Source organism: Enterovibrio paralichthyis (genome assembly GCF_019209835.1).
GTDB lineage: Bacteria > Pseudomonadota > Gammaproteobacteria > Enterobacterales > Vibrionaceae > Enterovibrio > Enterovibrio paralichthyis.
The window spans coordinates 1-18,643 of the sequence record NZ_JAHUTS010000044.1 but is presented as its reverse complement, the minus strand read 5'-3'; the positions used below and the strand labels follow the sequence as shown (position 1 = coordinate 18,643).

17 protein-coding genes and 1 pseudogene are annotated in these 18,643 nt (G+C 53.2%); 6 read left to right on the top strand and 12 right to left on the bottom strand.

Going from position 1 to position 18,643, the window contains the following annotated elements; translation table 11 throughout:
* Nucleotides 1–166 precede the first annotated feature (166 nt).
* The 4 genes from KU854_RS24080 to KU854_RS24065 form a co-directional block, all read right to left on the bottom strand.
* Complete coding sequence (locus KU854_RS24080; RefSeq protein ID WP_218360791.1) at nucleotides 167–1,351, bottom strand: BaiN/RdsA family NAD(P)/FAD-dependent oxidoreductase; 1,185 nt, start codon at nucleotides 1,349–1,351, stop codon at nucleotides 167–169.
* 90 nt (nucleotides 1,352–1,441) lie between these two features.
* Nucleotides 1,442–2,566: a mechanosensitive ion channel family protein gene (locus KU854_RS24075; protein ID WP_218360790.1), complete on the bottom strand. Its 1,125-nt coding sequence runs from the start codon at nucleotides 2,564–2,566 to the stop codon at nucleotides 1,442–1,444.
* Nucleotides 2,567–2,734: 168 nt separating this feature from the next.
* Nucleotides 2,735–3,073 (bottom strand): universal stress protein UspB, encoded by a 339-nt coding sequence (uspB, locus tag KU854_RS24070; protein WP_218360789.1) that lies wholly within the window; start codon nucleotides 3,071–3,073, stop codon nucleotides 2,735–2,737.
* Nucleotides 3,074–3,090: 17 nt separating this feature from the next.
* Entirely contained in the window at nucleotides 3,091–3,243 is a 153-nt protein-coding gene (locus KU854_RS24065; RefSeq protein WP_218360788.1) for a hypothetical protein, read from the bottom strand.
* 472 nt (nucleotides 3,244–3,715) lie between these two features.
* On the opposite strand from KU854_RS24065, the gene KU854_RS24060 reads away from it, so the two are divergent.
* Both KU854_RS24060 and KU854_RS24055 read left to right on the top strand, forming a co-directional pair.
* A complete protein-coding gene (locus tag KU854_RS24060) occupies nucleotides 3,716–4,141 on the top strand; it encodes a universal stress protein (RefSeq protein WP_218360787.1) in 426 nt (141 codons plus the stop codon).
* A gap of 94 nt (nucleotides 4,142–4,235) precedes the next feature.
* Nucleotides 4,236–5,105 carry a carboxylate/amino acid/amine transporter gene (locus KU854_RS24055; RefSeq protein WP_218360786.1) on the top strand — a complete coding sequence of 290 codons (870 nt, stop codon included), beginning with the start codon at nucleotides 4,236–4,238 and terminating at the stop codon, nucleotides 5,103–5,105.
* 63 nt (nucleotides 5,106–5,168) lie between these two features.
* Here KU854_RS24055 and fre read toward each other — a convergent pair whose 3' ends face one another.
* From fre to trxA, 7 genes and pseudogenes are all read right to left on the bottom strand, one after another.
* Nucleotides 5,169–5,888, bottom strand: a complete 720-nt coding sequence (fre, locus tag KU854_RS24050) for an NAD(P)H-flavin reductase (RefSeq protein ID WP_218360785.1) — start codon at nucleotides 5,886–5,888, stop codon at nucleotides 5,169–5,171.
* Nucleotides 5,878–6,156, bottom strand: a complete 279-nt coding sequence (locus KU854_RS24045; protein ID WP_218360784.1) for a 2Fe-2S iron-sulfur cluster-binding protein — start codon at nucleotides 6,154–6,156, stop codon at nucleotides 5,878–5,880. The genes fre and KU854_RS24045 overlap by 11 nt, the downstream gene beginning before the upstream one ends.
* A gap of 3 nt (nucleotides 6,157–6,159) precedes the next feature.
* Nucleotides 6,160–6,615, bottom strand: coding sequence for a UbiD family decarboxylase (locus KU854_RS25175; protein WP_418885874.1), 456 nt, complete (start codon nucleotides 6,613–6,615; stop codon nucleotides 6,160–6,162).
* A 35-nt stretch (nucleotides 6,616–6,650) separates the two neighbouring features.
* Nucleotides 6,651–8,040, bottom strand: a pseudogene (gene ubiD / locus KU854_RS24040) (4-hydroxy-3-polyprenylbenzoate decarboxylase); the annotation flags it as partial.
* A 73-nt stretch (nucleotides 8,041–8,113) separates the two neighbouring features.
* On the bottom strand, nucleotides 8,114–9,112 hold the full coding sequence (locus KU854_RS24035) for a hypothetical protein (protein ID WP_218360782.1): 999 nt from the start codon (nucleotides 9,110–9,112) through the stop codon (nucleotides 8,114–8,116).
* A gap of 173 nt (nucleotides 9,113–9,285) precedes the next feature.
* Nucleotides 9,286–10,551 carry a transcription termination factor Rho gene (gene rho / locus KU854_RS24030; protein WP_002535468.1) on the bottom strand — a complete coding sequence of 422 codons (1,266 nt, stop codon included), beginning with the start codon at nucleotides 10,549–10,551 and terminating at the stop codon, nucleotides 9,286–9,288.
* Nucleotides 10,552–10,738: 187 nt separating this feature from the next.
* The gene (trxA, locus tag KU854_RS24025; RefSeq protein WP_054780489.1) at nucleotides 10,739–11,065 is read right to left on the bottom strand and encodes a thioredoxin TrxA; all 327 of its coding nucleotides are present in this window, start codon (nucleotides 11,063–11,065) and stop codon (nucleotides 10,739–10,741) included.
* Nucleotides 11,066–11,178: 113 nt separating this feature from the next.
* Here trxA and rhlB point away from each other — a divergent pair, with 113 nt between their 5' ends.
* Together rhlB and gppA are read left to right on the top strand one after the other, a co-directional pair.
* Nucleotides 11,179–12,468, top strand: coding sequence for an ATP-dependent RNA helicase RhlB (gene rhlB / locus KU854_RS24020; RefSeq protein WP_218360781.1), 1,290 nt, complete (start codon nucleotides 11,179–11,181; stop codon nucleotides 12,466–12,468).
* 24 nt (nucleotides 12,469–12,492) lie between these two features.
* Complete coding sequence (gene gppA / locus KU854_RS24015) at nucleotides 12,493–13,974, top strand: guanosine-5'-triphosphate,3'-diphosphate diphosphatase (RefSeq protein WP_218360780.1); 1,482 nt, start codon at nucleotides 12,493–12,495, stop codon at nucleotides 13,972–13,974.
* A 60-nt stretch (nucleotides 13,975–14,034) separates the two neighbouring features.
* Here the strand turns inward: gppA and prlC are convergent, their stop codons facing one another.
* Nucleotides 14,035–16,077 (bottom strand): oligopeptidase A, encoded by a 2,043-nt coding sequence (gene prlC, locus KU854_RS24010; protein ID WP_218360779.1) that lies wholly within the window; start codon nucleotides 16,075–16,077, stop codon nucleotides 14,035–14,037.
* A 131-nt stretch (nucleotides 16,078–16,208) separates the two neighbouring features.
* Here prlC and KU854_RS24005 point away from each other — a divergent pair, with 131 nt between their 5' ends.
* Together KU854_RS24005 and gorA are read left to right on the top strand one after the other, a co-directional pair.
* The gene (locus KU854_RS24005; protein ID WP_218360792.1) at nucleotides 16,209–17,048 is read left to right on the top strand and encodes a 23S rRNA (adenine(2030)-N(6))-methyltransferase RlmJ; all 840 of its coding nucleotides are present in this window, start codon (nucleotides 16,209–16,211) and stop codon (nucleotides 17,046–17,048) included.
* An 83-nt stretch (nucleotides 17,049–17,131) separates the two neighbouring features.
* Nucleotides 17,132–18,487, top strand: a complete 1,356-nt coding sequence (gorA, locus tag KU854_RS24000; protein WP_218360778.1) for a glutathione-disulfide reductase — start codon at nucleotides 17,132–17,134, stop codon at nucleotides 18,485–18,487.
* The last annotated feature ends 156 nt before the right edge of the window (nucleotides 18,488–18,643 follow it).

The following is an 18,643-nucleotide window of genomic DNA, read 5'->3' as shown; positions in this document are numbered from 1 at the left end:
GGAGGCGATACATCATGTGTTGCCCATTAAGCGAGAAGATCGAATATACCCGAGAGCCGTGAAGCCTAAGGCAAAGAAATACCCCAATAAAAAGAAAGCCAGTCAGCTTAACTGACTGGCATTACCCGGTTGGGCGCATTTTTTTGTATTAGGTAATCGATACAGTTTAGACGTTCTGGCCAGCCACCCAGCCTGAGCTCCATGCCCACTGGAAGTTGTAGCCGCCCAACCAGCCGGACACATCCATCACTTCGCCGACAAAATAGAGCCCCGGTACTTTCTTCGTTTCCATGGTTTTGGAGGAAAGTTCGTCGGTATCTACGCCGCCCAGCGTCACCTCAGCGGTGCGGTAACCTTCGGTGCCGTTTGGCGCAATCTGCCAGCCATTCAGGTAATCCGCCAGTGCCGTTATGTCTTTCGGATTGAGCTGCTTCAGCGGTTTATCTTCGATATCACCGCGTTCAATCATGGCTTCCACCAGACGTTTTGGCAGCAGGCGTGCCAGGCTGTTTTTCAGGCTTTGCGCCGGATGTTTGTCGCGCATGGCGTTGATCGTCTCCACCACATCCAAGTCTGGCAGCAGATCGACGGTCACTTTCTCGCCCGGCGTCCAGTAAGAGCTGACCTGCAACACCACAGGGCCAGACAGGCCGCGGTGGGTAAACAGCAGGTTTTCTTTAAACATCACGCCGCTTTCGGTAGTGATAGTCACAGGGATCGCGATGCCGGACAGATCCGCCAGCGCCGCTTTGTCTTTGTCGTGCAGGGTGAATGGCACCAGACCTGCAGTGGTCGGTACACGCGCTAACCCAAACTGCTCAGCAATCTGGTAACCGAATGGGGTCGCACCGAGTTTTGGCATTGAAAGACCACCGGTTGCCACCACCAGTGACTGGCAGGAGACGGTGTCGGTATCCAGTTTCAGGGTAAAGCCATCTTCTGTCTTTTCGATATCGTGGACATCGCAGCGGTAGCGCTGTTCAACATTCGGCAGGTCGCACTCTTTGAGCAGCATATCAACGATGTCTTTGGCTGATTCCAGACAGAACAGCTGGCCGTGCTCGCGCTCTTCCCAGGTGATGCCGTATTCGTTCACCAGGGAGAAGAAATCCCACTGGCTGTATTGCGCCAGTGCGGATTTCGGGAAGTGTTTGTTGCGGCAAACGTAGTTGGCTGCAGAAACATCATAGTTGGTGAAATTGCAGCGGCCGCCACCGGAGATCAGGATTTTACGTCCCGGCTTTTTGCCGTTATCCACCACCAGCACACGGCGTCCACGCTTGCCCGCCTGGGCGGCACACATCAGACCCGCTGCACCTGCACCAATGATCACTACGTCTACTTGCTTCATCTCTACAACCTACCAGTCACCCCGTCCGACGTTTTCGGACAGGTATAAAAACGGGCGGCATTGTAGCCGCCCGCATCGGTTGTATCCAGATTAGTTTTTGTCCGGCACGCTTGCCAGTTCTGGCTGAATCGGGATAGCTGCCTCAACGGCATCATCACGGTCGAAAGCAATGGTGCGGGTTGGGAAGGCAAAGTCAGCCCCGTTTCGCTGAACAATCTCGATGATTTTCAGCATCACATCCTGCTTCACTTCGTGGTAACGCGCCCAGTTGACGGTTTTGGTGAAGGTATAAATGAAAAACTCCAGTGAAGATCCGGCAAAAGCATCGAAATTCACCATTAATGTGGCGTTTTGTTCAATATCCGGATGGTTCTGCAGCATGGTTTTGACTTCATCGACAATCACCGCCATCTTGTCAGCATCCTTGTAGCGGATACCGATGGTTTCCCGGATCCGGCGGTGCTGCATCCGCGATGGGTTTTGCACCACAATACTGCTGAATACCGAGTTCGGCACATACAGCGGACGGCTTTCAAACGTGCGGATCATGGTCATGCGCATGCCGATACGCTCGACCGTGCCTTCAATGTTCCTGTCCGGCGAGCTTATCCAGTCACCAACGCTGAACGGGCGGTCGAAATAAATCATCAGGCCACCGAAGAAATTCGACAGCAAATCTTTAGCCGCCAGACCAACAATCAAGCCGCCGACACCACCAAAGGTCAAAAGACCGGTCAGGCTGATGCCAAACTCCTGCAAAAGGGTCAGTACACCGATAACGGCCAGCGAAAGGCGCATCACATGGCCAATGGCCGACACTGTTGTCTGGTCACGGCTGTCGGATTGCAACAGGTACTCTTCCACGGCGTTGACCAGCCGCAATACCACCCAAAGTACCAGCGCCATCACCAGCATACGCCGTGAGGCATTCATCCAGTCGCTGCCGACCTTGGCGGTCAGTTCCAGCAGGCTACCGATGGAAAAACTGGTTGGCCACAACCAGATAAAGACGCTGATTGGGGTGCTGATAGAATGCAGGACAATGGTGTCCCAGTGGGTACGGGTTTTCTTTGAAACTGCCAATAACTGCCGGAATACCACTTTCCACACCAGCCAGGCTAGCGCGGCTGCGCCCAGCATCAGCGCAATGTGCTCCATCCAGTCCCAGTTAAGCTCCTCGGCACTGCTATGCCACCAGGCAATAAATTTATCCAAGGTTATCTCCACATGTTTCTGCGTTATTGCGATGGGGTGTCGGGGATGATCGGGAAAGCTGTTGAGTCACGGGTCACCCTTTCCCAATCAGGATCAACACGAAAGGCAGGGTAGTAAAAAAAAACGCCGGCGTCTGCCAGCGTTTTCCGGGAATTGAGTTTTCAGCGCTTAAAGGCCAGCAAATGCCACAAAAAAGAGTGATAGCACCAGCGCAAGCACCAGTGTGGTCGAGAGAATGAACAGGTGGCGGACCTTGTTGCATTTGGCAATAAAGGCATCATCGTGATGGTGCAGATATTCCTGACTGCGGATGTAATGGTAAAGGCGCTTCTGACGACTGATATCGCCCTGCGGCGCAAAGAAGTTATTCCCCCTTGCGACCTGTTGGTACAGCAGCGGGTTAGCGTCCCGCATCATAACCAGCAACACACGCAACGAACTTAGATAGCGCAGGATGTTGGCCAGTGTGACGAAAAAAATCGCGATAATTAAGGCGTCTCCGCTCATAGTTTCATCTCCCATTGCTACTTACCGGGAGCCCTTTCGGTGAAACATGCTGTTTTCACCCCTTTGGGCACCCTTACAGGCGCATCCGCTTTCATTATGCGGGCACTGCCTGCCGGGTCTAACTCAATGAAGAACTGGGCTTTTCCGTCTTCCCCTACAAAATGTTTCATGCCGGTAATTTCCGTACCGGGCTTGTTGTGCCCCGCCTGTCCGGGCTTTCGCTTTCAGCGTAGCGCGAAGCGGTACTGCGGGTTTGTGCCAAAAGGTTTACTTTCTCATTTTTGAGTGGGTTGTCATTGGCTGCACAACGTCGGTGTGGATGACACAATTCACGGCCTGATTTATGCCTTCACACACAGTGCTCACTTTTAAGTATAGAGTTGATGCCGAAAACGCCAAGTCGATCTCCCTTTCCAAACACCGCATTTGCCTAGCACTTTGGTCGTAACTGACTCATCTTTATAAGAAACATGCAGCGAATTTTGTCTCATTCACCGCAGGATGAGAGCGGAATGCACCAGGAAGCAAACACTGCGCGGCAGTGGGATCCAGCCGACAGTCTTGCTGTTCTTACAATGGTAGTTTTGACGGTAACAACTTTGCTATTCCCCTGAAAAATGGGCGTTATTGAGGAGGCTGGCCATGGGCTATAAACACGTTCTGGTCGCGGTCGATTTATCGTCAGACAGCGACGTATTGGTAAAAAAAGGGGCGGCACTGGCCGCGCCGCTGGGGGCGAAGCTTTCGCTGATCCATATTGATGTGAATTATGCCCAGCTCTATACCGGCCTGATTGACGTGAATCTGGTGGAAACCCGCAACCACATCATCGAAGAATCACAGGCGCAGCTGAACGCGCTGGCGAGGAAAGCGGAGTATCCGGTCACCCATACTTTGGTCGCGAGTGGCGATCTGGCTGAGGAAATCACAGAGTCGATCAGCAACTTTGGCATCGATCTGGTGATTTGCGGTCACCACCAGGATTTCTGGAGTACCTTAATCTCCTCGGCCAAGCAGCTTATCAACAAAACCCCGGTCGATATGCTGATGGTGCCATTGCCAAGCTGATCGCGCGTCTCCTCCGTCCAGCAAGACGAACCCTGCACTTTGCCGCCAGTTTGGTTAAACTTGGCGGCAATTTTATTGATTTTAGGGATAGAAAATGGGGTATTTGTCGTTTGTCACCCTGCTGTGGGCGTTTTCATTCAGTCTGATTGGGGTGTATCTGGCCGGTCAGGTGGATGCCTGGTTCTCAGTAGTTACCCGTGTTGCGCTTGCCGCTCTGGTTTTCCTGCCATTCCTGCGCCTGAAAGGGCTGCCAAAGCCGTTGATGCTGAAACTGATGGCGATTGGCGGTATCCAGCTTGGCCTGATGTACTGCTTCTACTACCAGTCTTTCCTCTACCTTTCAGTGCCTGAAGTTCTGCTGTTTACCGTGTTCACACCTGTGTATGTCACCCTGACCTATGATCTGCTGCACAGACGCTTCTCTCCCTGGTACCTGATGACTGCCGCACTGGCCGTGCTGGGCGCCGTGGTGATCAAATTTGCGTCGGTGAACCCGAATTTTATGCTGGGCTTTTTGATTGTTCAGGGCGCGAACCTTTGCTTTGCCATCGGCCAGGTTGGCTACAAGGTAGTGATGGAGCGCTATGAGGTGAAGGTGCCTCAGCACACTATTTTCGGCCTGTTCTACCTCGGTGCACTTTGTGTGGCGTTGCCGGCTTTCCTGCTGCTTGGTAACCCGGAAAAACTGCCGACCACCAACCTGCAGTGGGGCATCCTGATTTACCTTGGCACCATTGCATCAGGCCTTGGTTATTACCTCTGGAACCGTGGGGCGACGATGGTCAACGCCGGCGCACTGGCGGTAATGAACAATGTGCTGGTACCGGCAGGTATTGTCGTCAACGTGCTGATTTGGAACCGCGATGCTGATCTTTTCACCCTGGCAATTGGCGGCGCAGTGATTCTGGCATCGCTCTGGATCAACGAAACCTGGGTGAAAAAGAAAATTGAGGCGACAGCCTGACAGGACACCAACAAAAACACCGCCAGATGGCGGTGTTTTTATTTATACGGCTTATCGCGTAAATCAAAGGAATGCAAAGGCATCCGCAAAAAGGTGGTCGCGCTCTGCGCCGCGTTCGTTGCAGAATTTTTCGCGCGCTGCGCCCGCCATTTCAAAGCGGCCAGCGATGTAAACGTCGTAGGCAGACAGGGAGATGAAATCTTCCATCACCGCTTCCAGCACGTTGCCGACTTTGCCGCTCCAAGCTTCCGGTTGCGCTTCTACTACGGGAATGTAAGTCAACTGATGGTTTTTCAGCGCCAGCGCTTCCATCTCTTCATTGGCATACAGCTGGCTGATGTCACGGCCGCCCCAATACAGGAAAATAGGCTGATCAAAGCCCTGACTCAGGCAGTGATCGAGCATGCTGCGCACATAGGAAAATCCGGTGCCACCGGCAATCAATACCAGTGGACGCTGACGCTCATCGCGCAGCCAGGCTTCGCCGTGTGGCGCATCAATCACAAAGGAGTTATCGCCTTTTTCCAGCGTTTCCCGCGCCGCTTTTACCACGTCCATGGCATAAGCATTTTCTTCTGCCGCGCCGATGTGCAGTTCCAGCTCATGGCCATTCTGACGACACGGGCTGCTGGCGATAGAAAACGGGCGCTTGTCTTTCTCGCCCATCACTGCCAACAGGTATTGACCGGCCTTGTAGCTCACCGGCTGTTCAGGCTTCAGTAAAATTCGGTAGGTGTTATTGGTCAGTGACGACACTGACGTTACTTCACAATTAATAGTCATCGCTTTCCTCAAAACTAACCACCAGATCACTGCATGGGATGGCCTGACAGGCAAATATCCAGCCTTGTTGTTTTTCTTGCTCAGTCAACATCGGTTCGAGGTGATAACGCACCTCCCCTTCAATCAACCGGCACAGGCAGCTTGCACAAGCCCCAATCTGGCAACGGTTAGGAAATGGTACCCCTGCGTCGAGCGCGCCCTGTAATAGTGTCTGGTGTGCGGAAACCGTAAATTGTGTTCCCGCGGGCATCAGGTGTACCGCATACATATTTTAGAGACCCAGTTTATCCCACATTTCATCGACATTCGCGACTGTTCGCGGATCTTTGCTGATCGGAGTGCCCCACTCACGCGCCGTTTCTCCCGGCCATTTGTTGGTGGCATCTAATCCCATTTTAGACCCCGGCTTGAGCGCCTGCGGTGTAATCCCCGCTTCGTTCGCGTCCAACAGGGTATCACGAGCCGGATCCATTCGGGTGGTTATTGCCCAAATTACATCGTTCCAGTCTCGGATGTTGACGTCTTCATCATCAAACACCATTACGAACTTCACATCGGCGATTTCACCCAGTGCTGCCCAAATGGCTTCGATAGTACGCGGGCCATCTCCAACCGCCTGCTTGTTGATGGTGGCCATCACCATACCGTGTGCATGGGCTTCCGGCGGCAGGTAGATATCCACCAGCTGCAGATGGGCAGATTTAAGCGCCGCGACCCGCGTTAGCACGTCGGCATCGTCAGCAATACGCGCAGGAAGACTGGCATAACCGGCAAGCTCTGCATCCCATTTTTTGGTGACATCCCAGCCCATTTTCGAGCCGAGCCCAACCACCGGTGAGGCAAAGTCGAGCGAGTCAATCGGGGTGTGTTCTATCACCAGGGTGTCACGCACCGGATCCATGCGCGTGGTCATCGCCTGCACCACACTGTGCCAGTCGCGGGCATCCACGTCTTCATCGCAGACAATCACGTATTTGGTGTACATAAACTGGCGCAGGAAAGACCAGACGCCCATCATCACGCGCTTGGCATGACCTGGGTATTGCTTCTTCATGGTTACGACGGCGGCGCGGTAAGAGCAGCCTTCCGGCGGCAGGTAGAAATCGATAATTTCCGGGAACTGCTTTTGCAGGATAGGCACGAAAACTTCGTTCAGTGCCACCCCCAGTACCGCAGGTTCATCCGGTGGACGGCCGGTGTAGGTGCTGTGATAAATCGGTTTCTGGCGCATGGTCACGTGAGTCACGGTAAACACGTGGTGACGTTCAACCTCGTTGTAGTAGCCAGTGTGGTCACCGTAAGGGCCTTCATCGGCAAACTCGTTCGGGTCGATGTAGCCTTCCATCACGATTTCGGCGCTCGCCGGTATATCCAGATCGTTACTCAGGCTTTTGACTACTTCGGTTTTGCTGCCACGAAGAAGTCCCGCAAAGGCATACTCAGAAAGCGTGTCCGGCACCGGGGTGACCGCGCCGAGAATGGTGGCTGGATCGGCACCGTAAGCAACAGAAACCGGAAAAGGTTTGCCCGGATGGGTTTCCATCCACTCACGCAAATCGAGCGCGCCGCCTCGGTGAGCCAACCAACGCATGATGACTTTGTTCTTGCCAATTTTCTGCTGGCGGTAAATGCCCAGGTTCTGGCGCTTCTTGTTTGGGCCACGGGTAATCGTGAGCCCCCAGGTAAGCAGCGGCGCCACATCCCCTGGCCAGCAACCCATCACCGGGATCTTGTCCAAGTCCACCTCATCGCCCTGCCAGACGATTTCCTGGCACGGCGCTTTGCGAAGACGCTTGGCAGGCATGTTCAGCACCTGGCGCAGTGCTGGCAGTTTTTCCAGCGCGTCTTTAAAACCTTTCGGCGGCTCAGGCTCTTTGAGGTAGGCCAGCAACTTACCGACTTCGCGCAGCTCTTTCACTTCTGTGCGCCCCATCCCCATGGCAACACGCTTGGGGGTGCCGAACAGGTTTGCCAGCACCGGCATGTCATACCCCACCGGGTTTTCAAACAAGAGGGCAGGCCCACCGGCACGCAGCACACGGTCAGCAATTTCTGTCATTTCCTGATCAGGATTCACAGGATGGGAAATGCGCTTTAGCTCTCCGACCGATTCCAGATGGTCGATAAAGGCGCGTAAGTCTGTAAATTTCATAACCTTCCCGGTTGAGGTGTGAGAGTTTGATTATAACGGGATGGCGGTATCAGACCAGTGCGGAGAATGGCAATCAGCCCTGAGCGGCTTCCAACCCGTTTTCAATGTTGCGGCGCGTGACACCTGATGTGCTTTTTTCCAGCTCGCGTAGCCAGTCACTGTGACCGTTGTCTGCCAGTAGCACGACGACCTTTTTGCCCCGGCGGCGATCGCTGATCTGCTTGAGCAAAAAGGACTTGGCATCCTGCGGCAAGGGATGGATGCCGGCAAGCTGCCGGATGGCCGTGTCAGCCAGTACGGGATTAACAGTCGCCGCGATCATCAGCTGAATGTGCTTGGCAGTCACTGGCGGCGTCTCAAGCTTTTGCAGGACAGCCAGGCTGTAACTGTCGGTGCGGCGAAGCCAAAGCAGTTGGTAGAGCGCGTCATCCCCGCTTTTACTGGCAAGGGCCGCCAGCAATGCGTTATCCGGACTCCATACCATGTTGCTGTCCGACTGATAGAGTTTGATGAGTTTCTGGATATCACTTTCCGGCAAGGTCGGGATGAGTGCCACCAAAGCTTCACGCCGCAGCGTGTAGTCACTGGCGGAAAATGAGAGCCACTTGGACAGAGAAAGCTGGTTGTAACCGAGAAGGCGTTTCACCTCATCCTGCATCAGTTTGATTTGCCAGTGGTTGAGCACCCATTTGGCTTCACCGGCATAGTTGAAGGCAGGCATGGTTACCCAGTAACCGTTGCCCTGGCTTTTCACCAGATACGTTGGTTGTTGGTGGCTGATGGTCACCAGAAACTTTTCACGCTCCGGCGTCATATTGCTGAAGTTTTGGGCGCTGCGTGCCAGTACAGTCAAGGTTTCTTCTTTCAACAGCGGCGTCAGGGTGTCGAGATAAGCATCAAGTTCAGTGAACTCATTTGCTTCAAACAGGGAATTGGCATGGAGGATAACGGCAACATTGGCCGGGTCAGCCATATGGGCGGCGACATCATTAGGGGAAAGCGTCACGGCAGAAACCAGTCCTGAAAACAGACTGCTCAGCATCAATGACATGGCAACAAGTTGACGTTTCATCCCGGAATCCTGCATCAGCCCATCCAGCGGCTGATCGTGTAGCGAATTTGCCTCAATTCTGAGGCTGCGTATCACTTTTGGCAACTAATAAGATTGTAAATAAAGAGCAACCCTTTCGTCAGCCTATAAAAAAGCACCGCAGTAGGCGGTGCTTTTTCAGTATAGCGGATGTCTTACGACTTCTGGCGACGCATCGCTTCGAAGAACTCATCGTTGGTTTTGGTCATTGCCAGCTTGTCGATGAGGAATTCCATGCCTTCGATTTCGCCCATTGGGTGAACAATCTTGCGTAGGATCCACATCTTCTGCAGTTCGTCCGGCTTGGTCAGCAGTTCTTCGCGACGGGTACCTGAACGGGTAAAGTCAATGGCCGGGAAGACACGCTTCTCTGCAATCTTACGGGACAGGTGCAGTTCCATGTTACCTGTACCTTTAAATTCTTCGTAGATAACCTCATCCATCTTAGAACCGGTATCAACCAGCGCTGTTGCGATGATGGTCAGGCTGCCGCCTTCCTCTACGTTACGTGCCGCACCGAAGAAACGCTTCGGACGGTGCAGTGCGTTGGCATCAACACCACCGGTCAGAACTTTGCCTGAGCTTGGAACCACGGTGTTGTAGGCACGCGCCAGACGGGTGATGGAATCCAGCAGGATAACCACGTCTTTTTTGTGCTCAACCAGACGCTTCGCTTTCTCGATCACCATTTCAGCAACCTGAACGTGGCGGCTTGCTGGCTCGTCAAAGGTTGATGCAACGACTTCGCCTTTAACCAGACGCTGCATCTCGGTCACTTCTTCCGGACGCTCGTCGATCAGCAGCACCATCAGCTCACACTCTGGGTGGTTGTAAGCAATGCTCTGTGCAATGTTTTGCAGCAGCATGGTTTTACCCGCTTTTGGCGGAGCAACAATCAAACCACGCTGACCTTTACCGATTGGCGATGCCAGATCCAGTACACGTGCAGTGATGTCTTCAGTAGAACCGTTACCACGCTCCATCACCATACGCTCGTTAGCGTGTAGTGGCGTTAAGTTTTCGAACAGGATCTTGTTACGGGCATTGTCAGGTTTGTCGTGGTTAACTTCGTTCACTTTCAGCAGTGCGAAGTAACGCTCGCCGTCTTTTGGTGGACGGATTTTGCCTGAAATGGTGTCACCGGTACGCAGGTTGAAACGGCGGATTTGGCTTGGAGAGACATAGATGTCATCCGGGCCCGCAAGGTAAGAACTGTCTGCGCTACGCAGGAAGCCGAAACCGTCCTGAAGAATTTCCAGCACGCCGTTCCCAAAAATATCTTCGCCACTTTTCGCGTGTTGCTTAAGGATTGCAAAGATGATGTCTTGTTTACGAAGGCGGGCGAGGTTCTCAAGGCCCATGCTTTCGCCTAAGGCAACCAGCTCAGAAACGGCCTGATTCTTCAGTTCGGTAAGATTCATAGTGGTAGGTGTCTTGTCAGTCAAAGTTGAGGTCTGAATTAGTTTGAGTTTAGAGATCACGGGTGTGATCGAGAAATGAACAGAAATGTACAATTAACGTGCAATAAGTTAGCACCAGAATGGGAAACTGTCTAGCTGACGGAAAGAATAAAGCCGCGTCCCGGGGAGAGACACGGCTTCTTTCGCATTACAGGTTGGCGTCAAGAAACTCTTTCAGTTGAGTCTTAGACAGTGCGCCAACTTTGGTTGCCGCTACACCGCCGTCTTTAAACAGCAGCAGGGTTGGAATGCCACGGATACCGAACTTAGGTGGTGTGCCTGCGTTTTGGTCGATATTCAGTTTACCGATAGTGACTTTCCCTTCGTATTCTTCAGCGATTTCGTCAAGAATCGGGGCAATCATTTTACAAGGACCACACCACTCTGCCCAGAAATCTACCAGCACAGGGCCTGCAGCCTTGATAACATCTGCCTCGAAGCTGTCGTCAGTCAGCTGCAAAATCTTGTCGCTCATCTTTCACTCCAATGATTGTTTTTTGTCACTGGCGGAAGACCAACCAGTAAATCATCGCACTATTTGAATGTATTCACTATCGTATTGCAAGCCTAAGCTGATATTCTATGCGGATGAAAATGACGCATCTCACAGAGCAGAAATTTGCCGACTTCGGCCTTCACGCCGATGTTATCAAGGGTTTGGAAGAGAAAGGGTTTCACAATTGTACCCCTATCCAAGCCTTGGCATTGCCGGTCCTGCTCACCGGCCGAGACATTGCAGGACAGGCCCAAACGGGTACCGGTAAAACACTGGCATTCCTGACTGCGACTTTCCACCATTTGCTGACAACGGAGGCACCTGCCGACCGCAAGAAAAACTGTCCGCGTGCCATCATTATGGCACCAACGCGCGAACTTGCGATCCAGATCTACAATGATGCTGCTCCGCTCTTGGCATCCACCTCTTTGACCGCAGGCCTGGCTTACGGCGGCGAAGCGTACGAGAAGCAAAAAGAGGTGCTGGAAAACGGCGTTGATATCCTGATTGGCACCTGCGGCCGTATTATCGACTTCTACAAACAGCGCGTTATTGACCTGCGTTGCATCCAGGCTGTCGTACTGGACGAAGCCGACCGTATGTTCGATCTGGGCTTTATTAAAGACATCCGCTTCCTGTTCCGCCGCATGCCTGCGCCGTCTGAGCGCCTGAACATGCTGTTCTCTGCGACGCTGTCATACCGCGTACAGGAACTGGCGTTTGAACACATGACCAACCCTGAGCATGTGGAAGTGGAACCGGATCAAAAAACCGGTCACCGCATTAAAGAAGAACTTTTCTACCCGTCGAACAACGACAAAATGCGTCTGCTGCAAACCCTGATTGAGGAAGAGTGGCCAGATCGCGCAATCGTGTTTGCCAACACCAAACACCGTTGTGAAGACATCTGGGGCCATCTGGCGGCTGACGATCTGCGTGCAGGTCTGCTGACCGGCGATGTACCGCAGAAAAAACGCGTCAAAATCCTGGAAGAGTTCACCAAAGGTAACGTGGACATTCTGGTTGCGACTGACGTAGCGGCACGCGGCCTGCACATTCCGCAGGTAACCCACGTGTTCAACTACGACTTGCCTGATGACTGCGAAGACTACGTTCACCGTATTGGCCGTACTGGCCGTGCGGGTGCAAGCGGCGCGTCAATCAGCTTTGCCTGTGAAGAGTATGCGGTCAACCTGCCAGCCATCGAAGAGTATATCGGCCACACGATTCCAGTGTCTGAGTACAACGAAGATGCGCTGCTGACTGAACTGCCTGCACCAATCCGTGTTCAGCGTCCACGCCAGGTCAATGGCCGTCGCAACACATCAGGAAACTCGCAGCAACGCGGCCGTGGCCGTCGTCGCCCGGCAAACAAAGCCTAATTAATTCAGGGGTATTACGAGAGCATGGAATACGCGCGTTCGCCCCTGTACGCAGCCATCGATCTCGGTTCAAACAGCTTCCATATGCTGGTTGTGCGCGAGGTCGAAGGCAGTGTACAAACACTGGCAAAAATCAAACGTAAAGTCCGTCTTGCTTCCGGTCTCGACAGCAATCTGATGTTGAGTGATGAAGCCATGCAACGCGGCTGGGATTGCCTCTCACTCTTTGCAGAGCGCCTTCAGGATATCCCGCCCGAAAACATCCGCATCGTGGCCACCGCCGCCCTTCGCAGCGCCAAAAACGCCACCTCTTTTATCTCCCGTGCTAACCAGATCCTCGGTCATGACATCCAGGTCATTACCGGAGAACAGGAAGCCTGCACCATCTATCAAGGTGTCGCGCACACCTCTGGTGGTAAAGGTAAGCGATTGGTGGTGGATATTGGCGGCGCCAGCACCGAAGTCATTATCGGTGAAGGGTTTGATGCAGCAGCACTGACCAGCCTCGATATGGGTTGTGTCACCTGGCTGGAAACCCACTTCAAAGATCGCTCCCTTACCGAGAAAAGCTTCAGCCGCGCCATTGACGGAGCCAAGCAGGTACTGTCACCTATCGTGAAACGCTACCGTGAACTCGGTTGGGATGTCTGCGTCGGTGCCAGTGGTACGGTGCAGGCATTGCAGGAGATCATGGTTGCACAGGGTATGGATGAAACCATCACCCTTGCCAAGCTTCACCGTCTGCGCAAACAGGCGATTGGCTTTGGTCAGGTGGAAGAACTTGACATTGATGGCCTGACGCTGGAGCGTGCATTGGTATTCCCAAGTGGCCTTTCTATTCTTATCGCCATTTTTGAAGAACTTGGGATTGAGTCCATGACACTGGCCGGTGGCGCACTGCGTGAAGGCTTGGTGTACGGCATGCTTGATACGATGTGTGAACAAGACATCCGCAAGCGTACGATTAAATCCATACAGTCCCGTTATCAGCTTGATACCGCCCATGCAGACAACGTGGCAAACACTGCCCTTTCACTGTTAAAGCAATGCGGCGAAAACTGGGTTACAGAGCCTGTTGCACCGACACTGCTGAATGCAGCGTCATCACTGCATGAAATTGGAATGAGTATCGGTTTTAAAGGCGATGGTGAGCATGCGGCTTACCTGATTGATAACCTCGACCTGCCCGGCTTTACCCGTGCACAGAAAAGGTTACTGGCAGAAATGCTGCGCCATTACCGCGAACAATTGGTGCCGGTTGGTCAGCAAAGCGCGATTTCGCCTAACAGCGCCAACCGCTTGCTACGCTTGTTGCGTCTGGCCGTGATCCTCTGTCACCGCCGTGACAGCCAAGCGATACCGGAAGTCACACTCAAAGCAGAGGGCGATACTTTATCGCTTGCCCTGCCAGAGCACTGGCTGGAAACCAACGCCCTGATGGCCACCGAGCTGACCATGGAAGCCGAGCGCCAAAGCGATAACCACTGGCCGCTAACGGTTCAGTGAGTGATTTGCAGAAACAAAAAAGCACGGCCGAAACCGTGCTTTTTCTTTATGGTTCAGCGATTAAACACCAATTCCGCTGTGGCGTAGCAGCGCATCCGGTGATGGCTCGCGGCCTCGGAAGCGTTTGAACAGCTCCATTGGCTCTTCACTGCCGCCGCGCTCCAGAATGTTCTCCAGGAACGACTTGCCGGTTTCGGTGTTGAAGATCCCTTCCTCTTCAAAACGGCTGAATGCATCTGAAGAAAGTACTTCTGCCCACAAGTAGCTGTAGTAGCCAGCGCTGTAGCCACCGGCAAAGATATGACTGAACGAGTGTGGGAAACGGTTCCAATCCGGTGATGGCACCACAGACACACGCCCCTTCACTTCTGCCAGGGTTTCCAGCACTTTCGCGCCTTCTTCCGGGTCAAAGCGGGTAAACAGGGTGAAGTCGAACAAGCCAAACTCCAGCTGGCGGAGCATACCCATTGCCGAGTTGTAGTTTTTGGCTGCCAGCATTTTATCCAGCATTTCTTTTGGCAGCGGTTCACCGGTTTCGTAATGACCGGAGATAAACGCCAGTGCGTCTTCTTCCCAGCACCAGTTTTCCAGGAACTGGCTTGGCAGCTCTACTGCATCCCAAGGCACACCGTTAATGCCTGATACCGATGAGATATCAACCTTGGTCAGCATGTGGTGGATGCCGTGACCGAACTCGTGGAACAGGGTGACCACTTCGTCATGGGTAAACAGCGCAGGTTTGCCGCCGATTGGCTTGTTGAAGTTACAGGTCAGGTACGCAACCGGGCTTTGCAACTCGCCGGAATCTGTCACACGGCGCACACGGCATTCATCCATCCATGCGCCGCCACGTTTGTGTTCACGGGCGTAAAGGTCAAGGTAGAAGCTGCCGCGTAGCTCGCCGTCTGCATCAAAAATATCGTAGAAGGATACCGACTCGTGCCACACATCGACGCCCTCGCGGCGCTTCACAGTCATGCCAAACACACGTTTCAGCACTTCAAACAGGCCAGCCACCACTTTATCTTCCGGGAAGTAAGGGCGCAGCTCTTCATCAGAAATGCTGTACTGGTGCTGTTTCAGTTTTTCGGCGTAGTAAGCAACATCCCATGGCTCCAGCGCTTCAACGCCGAAGTTGTCTTTGGCGAACTGCTTGAGTGTATTGAATTCTTTCTCGCCTTGCGGGCGTGCTTTTTCCACCAGCTCGTTGAGGAAAGTCAGCACCTGATCAGTCGACGCTGCCATCTTGGTCGCCAACGACAGCTCGCTATAGGTTGAAAAACCGAGCAGACGGGCGATTTCGTTTTTCAGCAGCAGGGTTTCGTTGATGAGATCGGTGTTGTCCCACTTGCCCGCGTTTGGCCCACGGTCTGATGCGCGGGTGGTGTAAGCCTCATACATTTCCGCGCGCAGGTCGCGGTTGTCGCAGTAGGTCATGACCGGCAGGTAGGACGGAATATCCAGCGTCAGCAGGTAACCGTCGAGCTCCTTGCTTTCTGCTTGTGCCTTGGCTGCTGCCAGTGCGGACTCTGGCATGCCAGCCAGTTCTTTCTCAGCAGTAATGTGCTTGCTCCAACCCATGGTGGCATCCAGCACATTGTTGGAAAAGGTCGATGACAGCTCAGACAGGCGCTTGCTGATCTCACCAAAGCGGTGCTGCTCTTTGGGCGGCAGCGCGATACCAGAAAGCTCAAAATCACGCAGTGCGTCGGTAATCGTCTTTTGCTGAGCAGGCGACAGCGAGGCAAAATCGTCACGTGCCTTAATGGCTTTATACGCGTCGTACAGCGGCTTGTGCTGACCAACCCAGGTCGAGTAATCCGACAGCATTGGCAGGCAGGCTTCATATGCTTCACGCAGCGCTTGGCTGTTCACTACCGCATTCATGTGGCCGATGGGAGACCAGATGCGGCTCAGTCTGTCGTCGCTTTCCGCCAGTGGCGCACAGATATTATCCCAGCTTGGGTCCGTGTTATTTTCCAGCACCGCTTCCACCGCAGCGCGGCAGTCGGCAATCGCCTGCTCGACAGCAGGTTGAACGTGCTCCGGTTTGATTTCAGAAAAAGGCGGCAAATCGGTAAACGTTAGCAGCGGGTTGGACATAGTCAGTTCCTTCAAAAGAGTTAACTTTGTATTTATGAAGGCAAATGTATGGCATTTCAATGCTGAGGCTGCATCTATCTTTTCAATAAGCGATAATGCGCGCTACTTTTCTATTTTCACCGGATACCGACATGCTCAGTTATCGCCACAGCTTCCACGCTGGCAACCACGCGGACGTGCTGAAACACATCGTTCAGAGCCTCATCATTGAATCGTTAAAACAAAAAGATAAGGCGTTCGTGTACCACGACACCCACAGCGGTGCAGGTCGTTACGACCTGTCTGATGAGCGTGCTGAAAAGACCGGTGAATACAAAGAAGGCATTGGCCTGATTTGGGAAGCCGATGACGCACCAGAAGCAATTAAACCGTATCTGGATACCATCCGCGGCCTGAATCAAGGCAACAAACTGCGCTACTACCCAGGTTCACCAAAAGTGGGTCGTAGCCTGCTGCGTGAACAGGATCGCGCGATTTTCACTGAGCTGCATCCAAGCGATTTCCCGCTGCTGCTGCAGGAGTTTCGCGGTGACCGTCAGGTCAAAATGTACAAAGAAGACGGTTATGCACGCTTGAAAGCCAGCCTGCCACCAAAAGAGCGCCGCGGTGTGGTGCTGATTGACCCACCTTACGAGCTGAAACACGAATACCAGGATGTGGTTGATGCCATCGACGAGAGCGTGAAGCGCTGGGCAACCGGTACCTATGCGATTTGGTATCCGGTGGTCTACCGTAAAAACATCGACCTGATCACCAAGGGTCTGGAAAAGCTCGGCATCCGTAAGGTGATGCAAATCGAGCTGGGTGTGGCAGAAGACAGCGAAGAGCGCGGCATGACCGCATCTGGCATGATTGTCATCAACCCGCCTTGGACATTGGAAGCGCAGATGAAAGAAATCCTGCCGTGGCTGCAAAGCAAAATTGCGCCGGACACAGGTCACCATTTTGTCAGCTGGGTTGTGCCTGAATAACAGTCTGACGATAAAAGGTCTGATAACATACGCGGAAAACAACCCGCTCAACGGGATTTAAGAATAAGTAAATGGAGAAACTCATGGCCAAACATTTTGATTATATTTGTATCGGTGGCGGCAGCGGCGGTATCGCCTCAGCAAACCGCGCCGCGATGTACGGCGCCAAAGTGGCACTGATTGAGGCGCGTCACCTTGGCGGCACCTGCGTCAACGTGGGTTGTGTACCGAAAAAGGTAATGTGGCACGGTGCGCAAGTCGCCGAAGCGATCAAAATGTATGGCCCTGATTACGGCTTCGATACCACAGTCAACAAGTTCGACTGGGCGAAACTGGTGGAAAACCGTGAAGCCTATATCGGCCGTATCCACACCTCGTATGAAAACGTGCTGGGCAAAAACAAAATCGAAGTCATCGAAGGCTTCGGAAAATTTGTCGATGCCAAGACCGTCGAGGCAAATGGCGAGCACTATACCGCTGACCATATTCTTGTCGCCGTTGGCGGCGCACCAACCATCCCGAAGATTCCGGGCGCGGAATACGGTATCGACTCTAACGGTTTCTTCGAACTGAACGAGCAACCAAAACGTGTTGCTGTTGTGGGTGCCGGTTACATTGCGGTGGAAATCGCCGGTGTATTGAATGCGCTGGGCACGGAAACGCACCTGTTTGTGCGCAAAGCGTCTCCGCTTCGCAGCTTTGACCCGATGATCATCGACACTCTGGTGGAAGTGATGGAAAAAGAAGGTCCGGCGCTGCACACCCACTCAATTCCAAAAGAAGTGGTGAAAGAATCCGATGGCTCTCTGACTCTGCACTTTGAAAGCGGTGAAACCCACAACACAGACCTTCTGATCTGGGCGATTGGCCGCCATCCAACCACGGACAAAATCAACCTGGCAGCTGCCGGTGTGGAAACCAACGACCGTGGTTACATCAAAGTCGATGAGTTCCAGAACACCAATGTGCCTGGCATTTACTGTGTGGGCGATATTATGGAAGGCGGCATTGAACTGACCCCAGTTGCGGTCAAAGCGGGTCGTCAGCTATCCGAGCGCCTGTTCAACGGTAAAACCAACGCCAAGATGGACTACAAGCTGGTGCCGACCGTGGTGTTTAGCCACCCGCCAATCGGCACTATCGGCCTAACCGAAGACGAAGCCAAAGCGCAATATGGCGAAGAAAACGTGAAGGTTTACACTTCAGGTTTCACCGCCATGTACACCGCTGTGACCCAACACCGCCAGCCGTGCAAAATGAAGCTGGTGTGCGCAGGTGAAGAGGAGACCGTGGTTGGCCTGCACGGCATCGGTTTCGCGGTGGATGAAATGATCCAGGGCTTTGGCGTGGCAATGAAGATGGGCGCAACCAAAGCAGACTTTGACAGCGTAGTGGCGATACACCCAACGGGCTCTGAAGAGTTTGTGACCATGCGATAAGCATTTGTTTCTATCGAAAAGCGGCCGACCGGCTAATGCCGATCAGTTAAGAGATAAATGATCGGTTGAACGATCCAACAGATGGCTTATAAAGGCTCTAAGTCCCCATACTTAGAGCCTTTTATTTTGCAATTGACCACAGCCCTTACCCTCGCG

Bases quoted from the DNA above. Each gene is read 5' to 3' on its own strand.
- KU854_RS24080 (WP_218360791.1), bottom strand. From the start codon at position 1,351: ATGAAGCAAGTAGACGTAGTGATCATTGGTGCAGGTGCAGCGGGTCTG.
- uspB (WP_218360789.1), bottom strand. From the start codon at position 3,073: ATGAGCGGAGACGCCTTAATTATCGCGATTTTTTTCGTCACACTGGCC.
- KU854_RS24065 (WP_218360788.1), bottom strand. From the start codon at position 3,243: ATGAAACATTTTGTAGGGGAAGACGGAAAAGCCCAGTTCTTCATTGAG.
- KU854_RS24060 (WP_218360787.1), top strand. From the start codon at position 3,716: ATGGGCTATAAACACGTTCTGGTCGCGGTCGATTTATCGTCAGACAGC.
- KU854_RS24055 (WP_218360786.1), top strand. From the start codon at position 4,236: ATGGGGTATTTGTCGTTTGTCACCCTGCTGTGGGCGTTTTCATTCAGT.
- fre (WP_218360785.1), bottom strand. From the start codon at position 5,888: ATGACTATTAATTGTGAAGTAACGTCAGTGTCGTCACTGACCAATAAC.
- KU854_RS24045 (WP_218360784.1), bottom strand. From the start codon at position 6,156: ATGTATGCGGTACACCTGATGCCCGCGGGAACACAATTTACGGTTTCC.
- KU854_RS24035 (WP_218360782.1), bottom strand. From the start codon at position 9,112: ATGAAACGTCAACTTGTTGCCATGTCATTGATGCTGAGCAGTCTGTTT.
- rho (WP_002535468.1), bottom strand. From the start codon at position 10,551: ATGAATCTTACCGAACTGAAGAATCAGGCCGTTTCTGAGCTGGTTGCC.
- trxA (WP_054780489.1), bottom strand. From the start codon at position 11,065: ATGAGCGACAAGATTTTGCAGCTGACTGACGACAGCTTCGAGGCAGAT.
- rhlB (WP_218360781.1), top strand. From the start codon at position 11,179: ATGAAAATGACGCATCTCACAGAGCAGAAATTTGCCGACTTCGGCCTT.
- gppA (WP_218360780.1), top strand. From the start codon at position 12,493: ATGGAATACGCGCGTTCGCCCCTGTACGCAGCCATCGATCTCGGTTCA.
- prlC (WP_218360779.1), bottom strand. From the start codon at position 16,077: ATGTCCAACCCGCTGCTAACGTTTACCGATTTGCCGCCTTTTTCTGAA.
- KU854_RS24005 (WP_218360792.1), top strand. From the start codon at position 16,209: ATGCTCAGTTATCGCCACAGCTTCCACGCTGGCAACCACGCGGACGTG.
- gorA (WP_218360778.1), top strand. From the start codon at position 17,132: ATGGCCAAACATTTTGATTATATTTGTATCGGTGGCGGCAGCGGCGGT.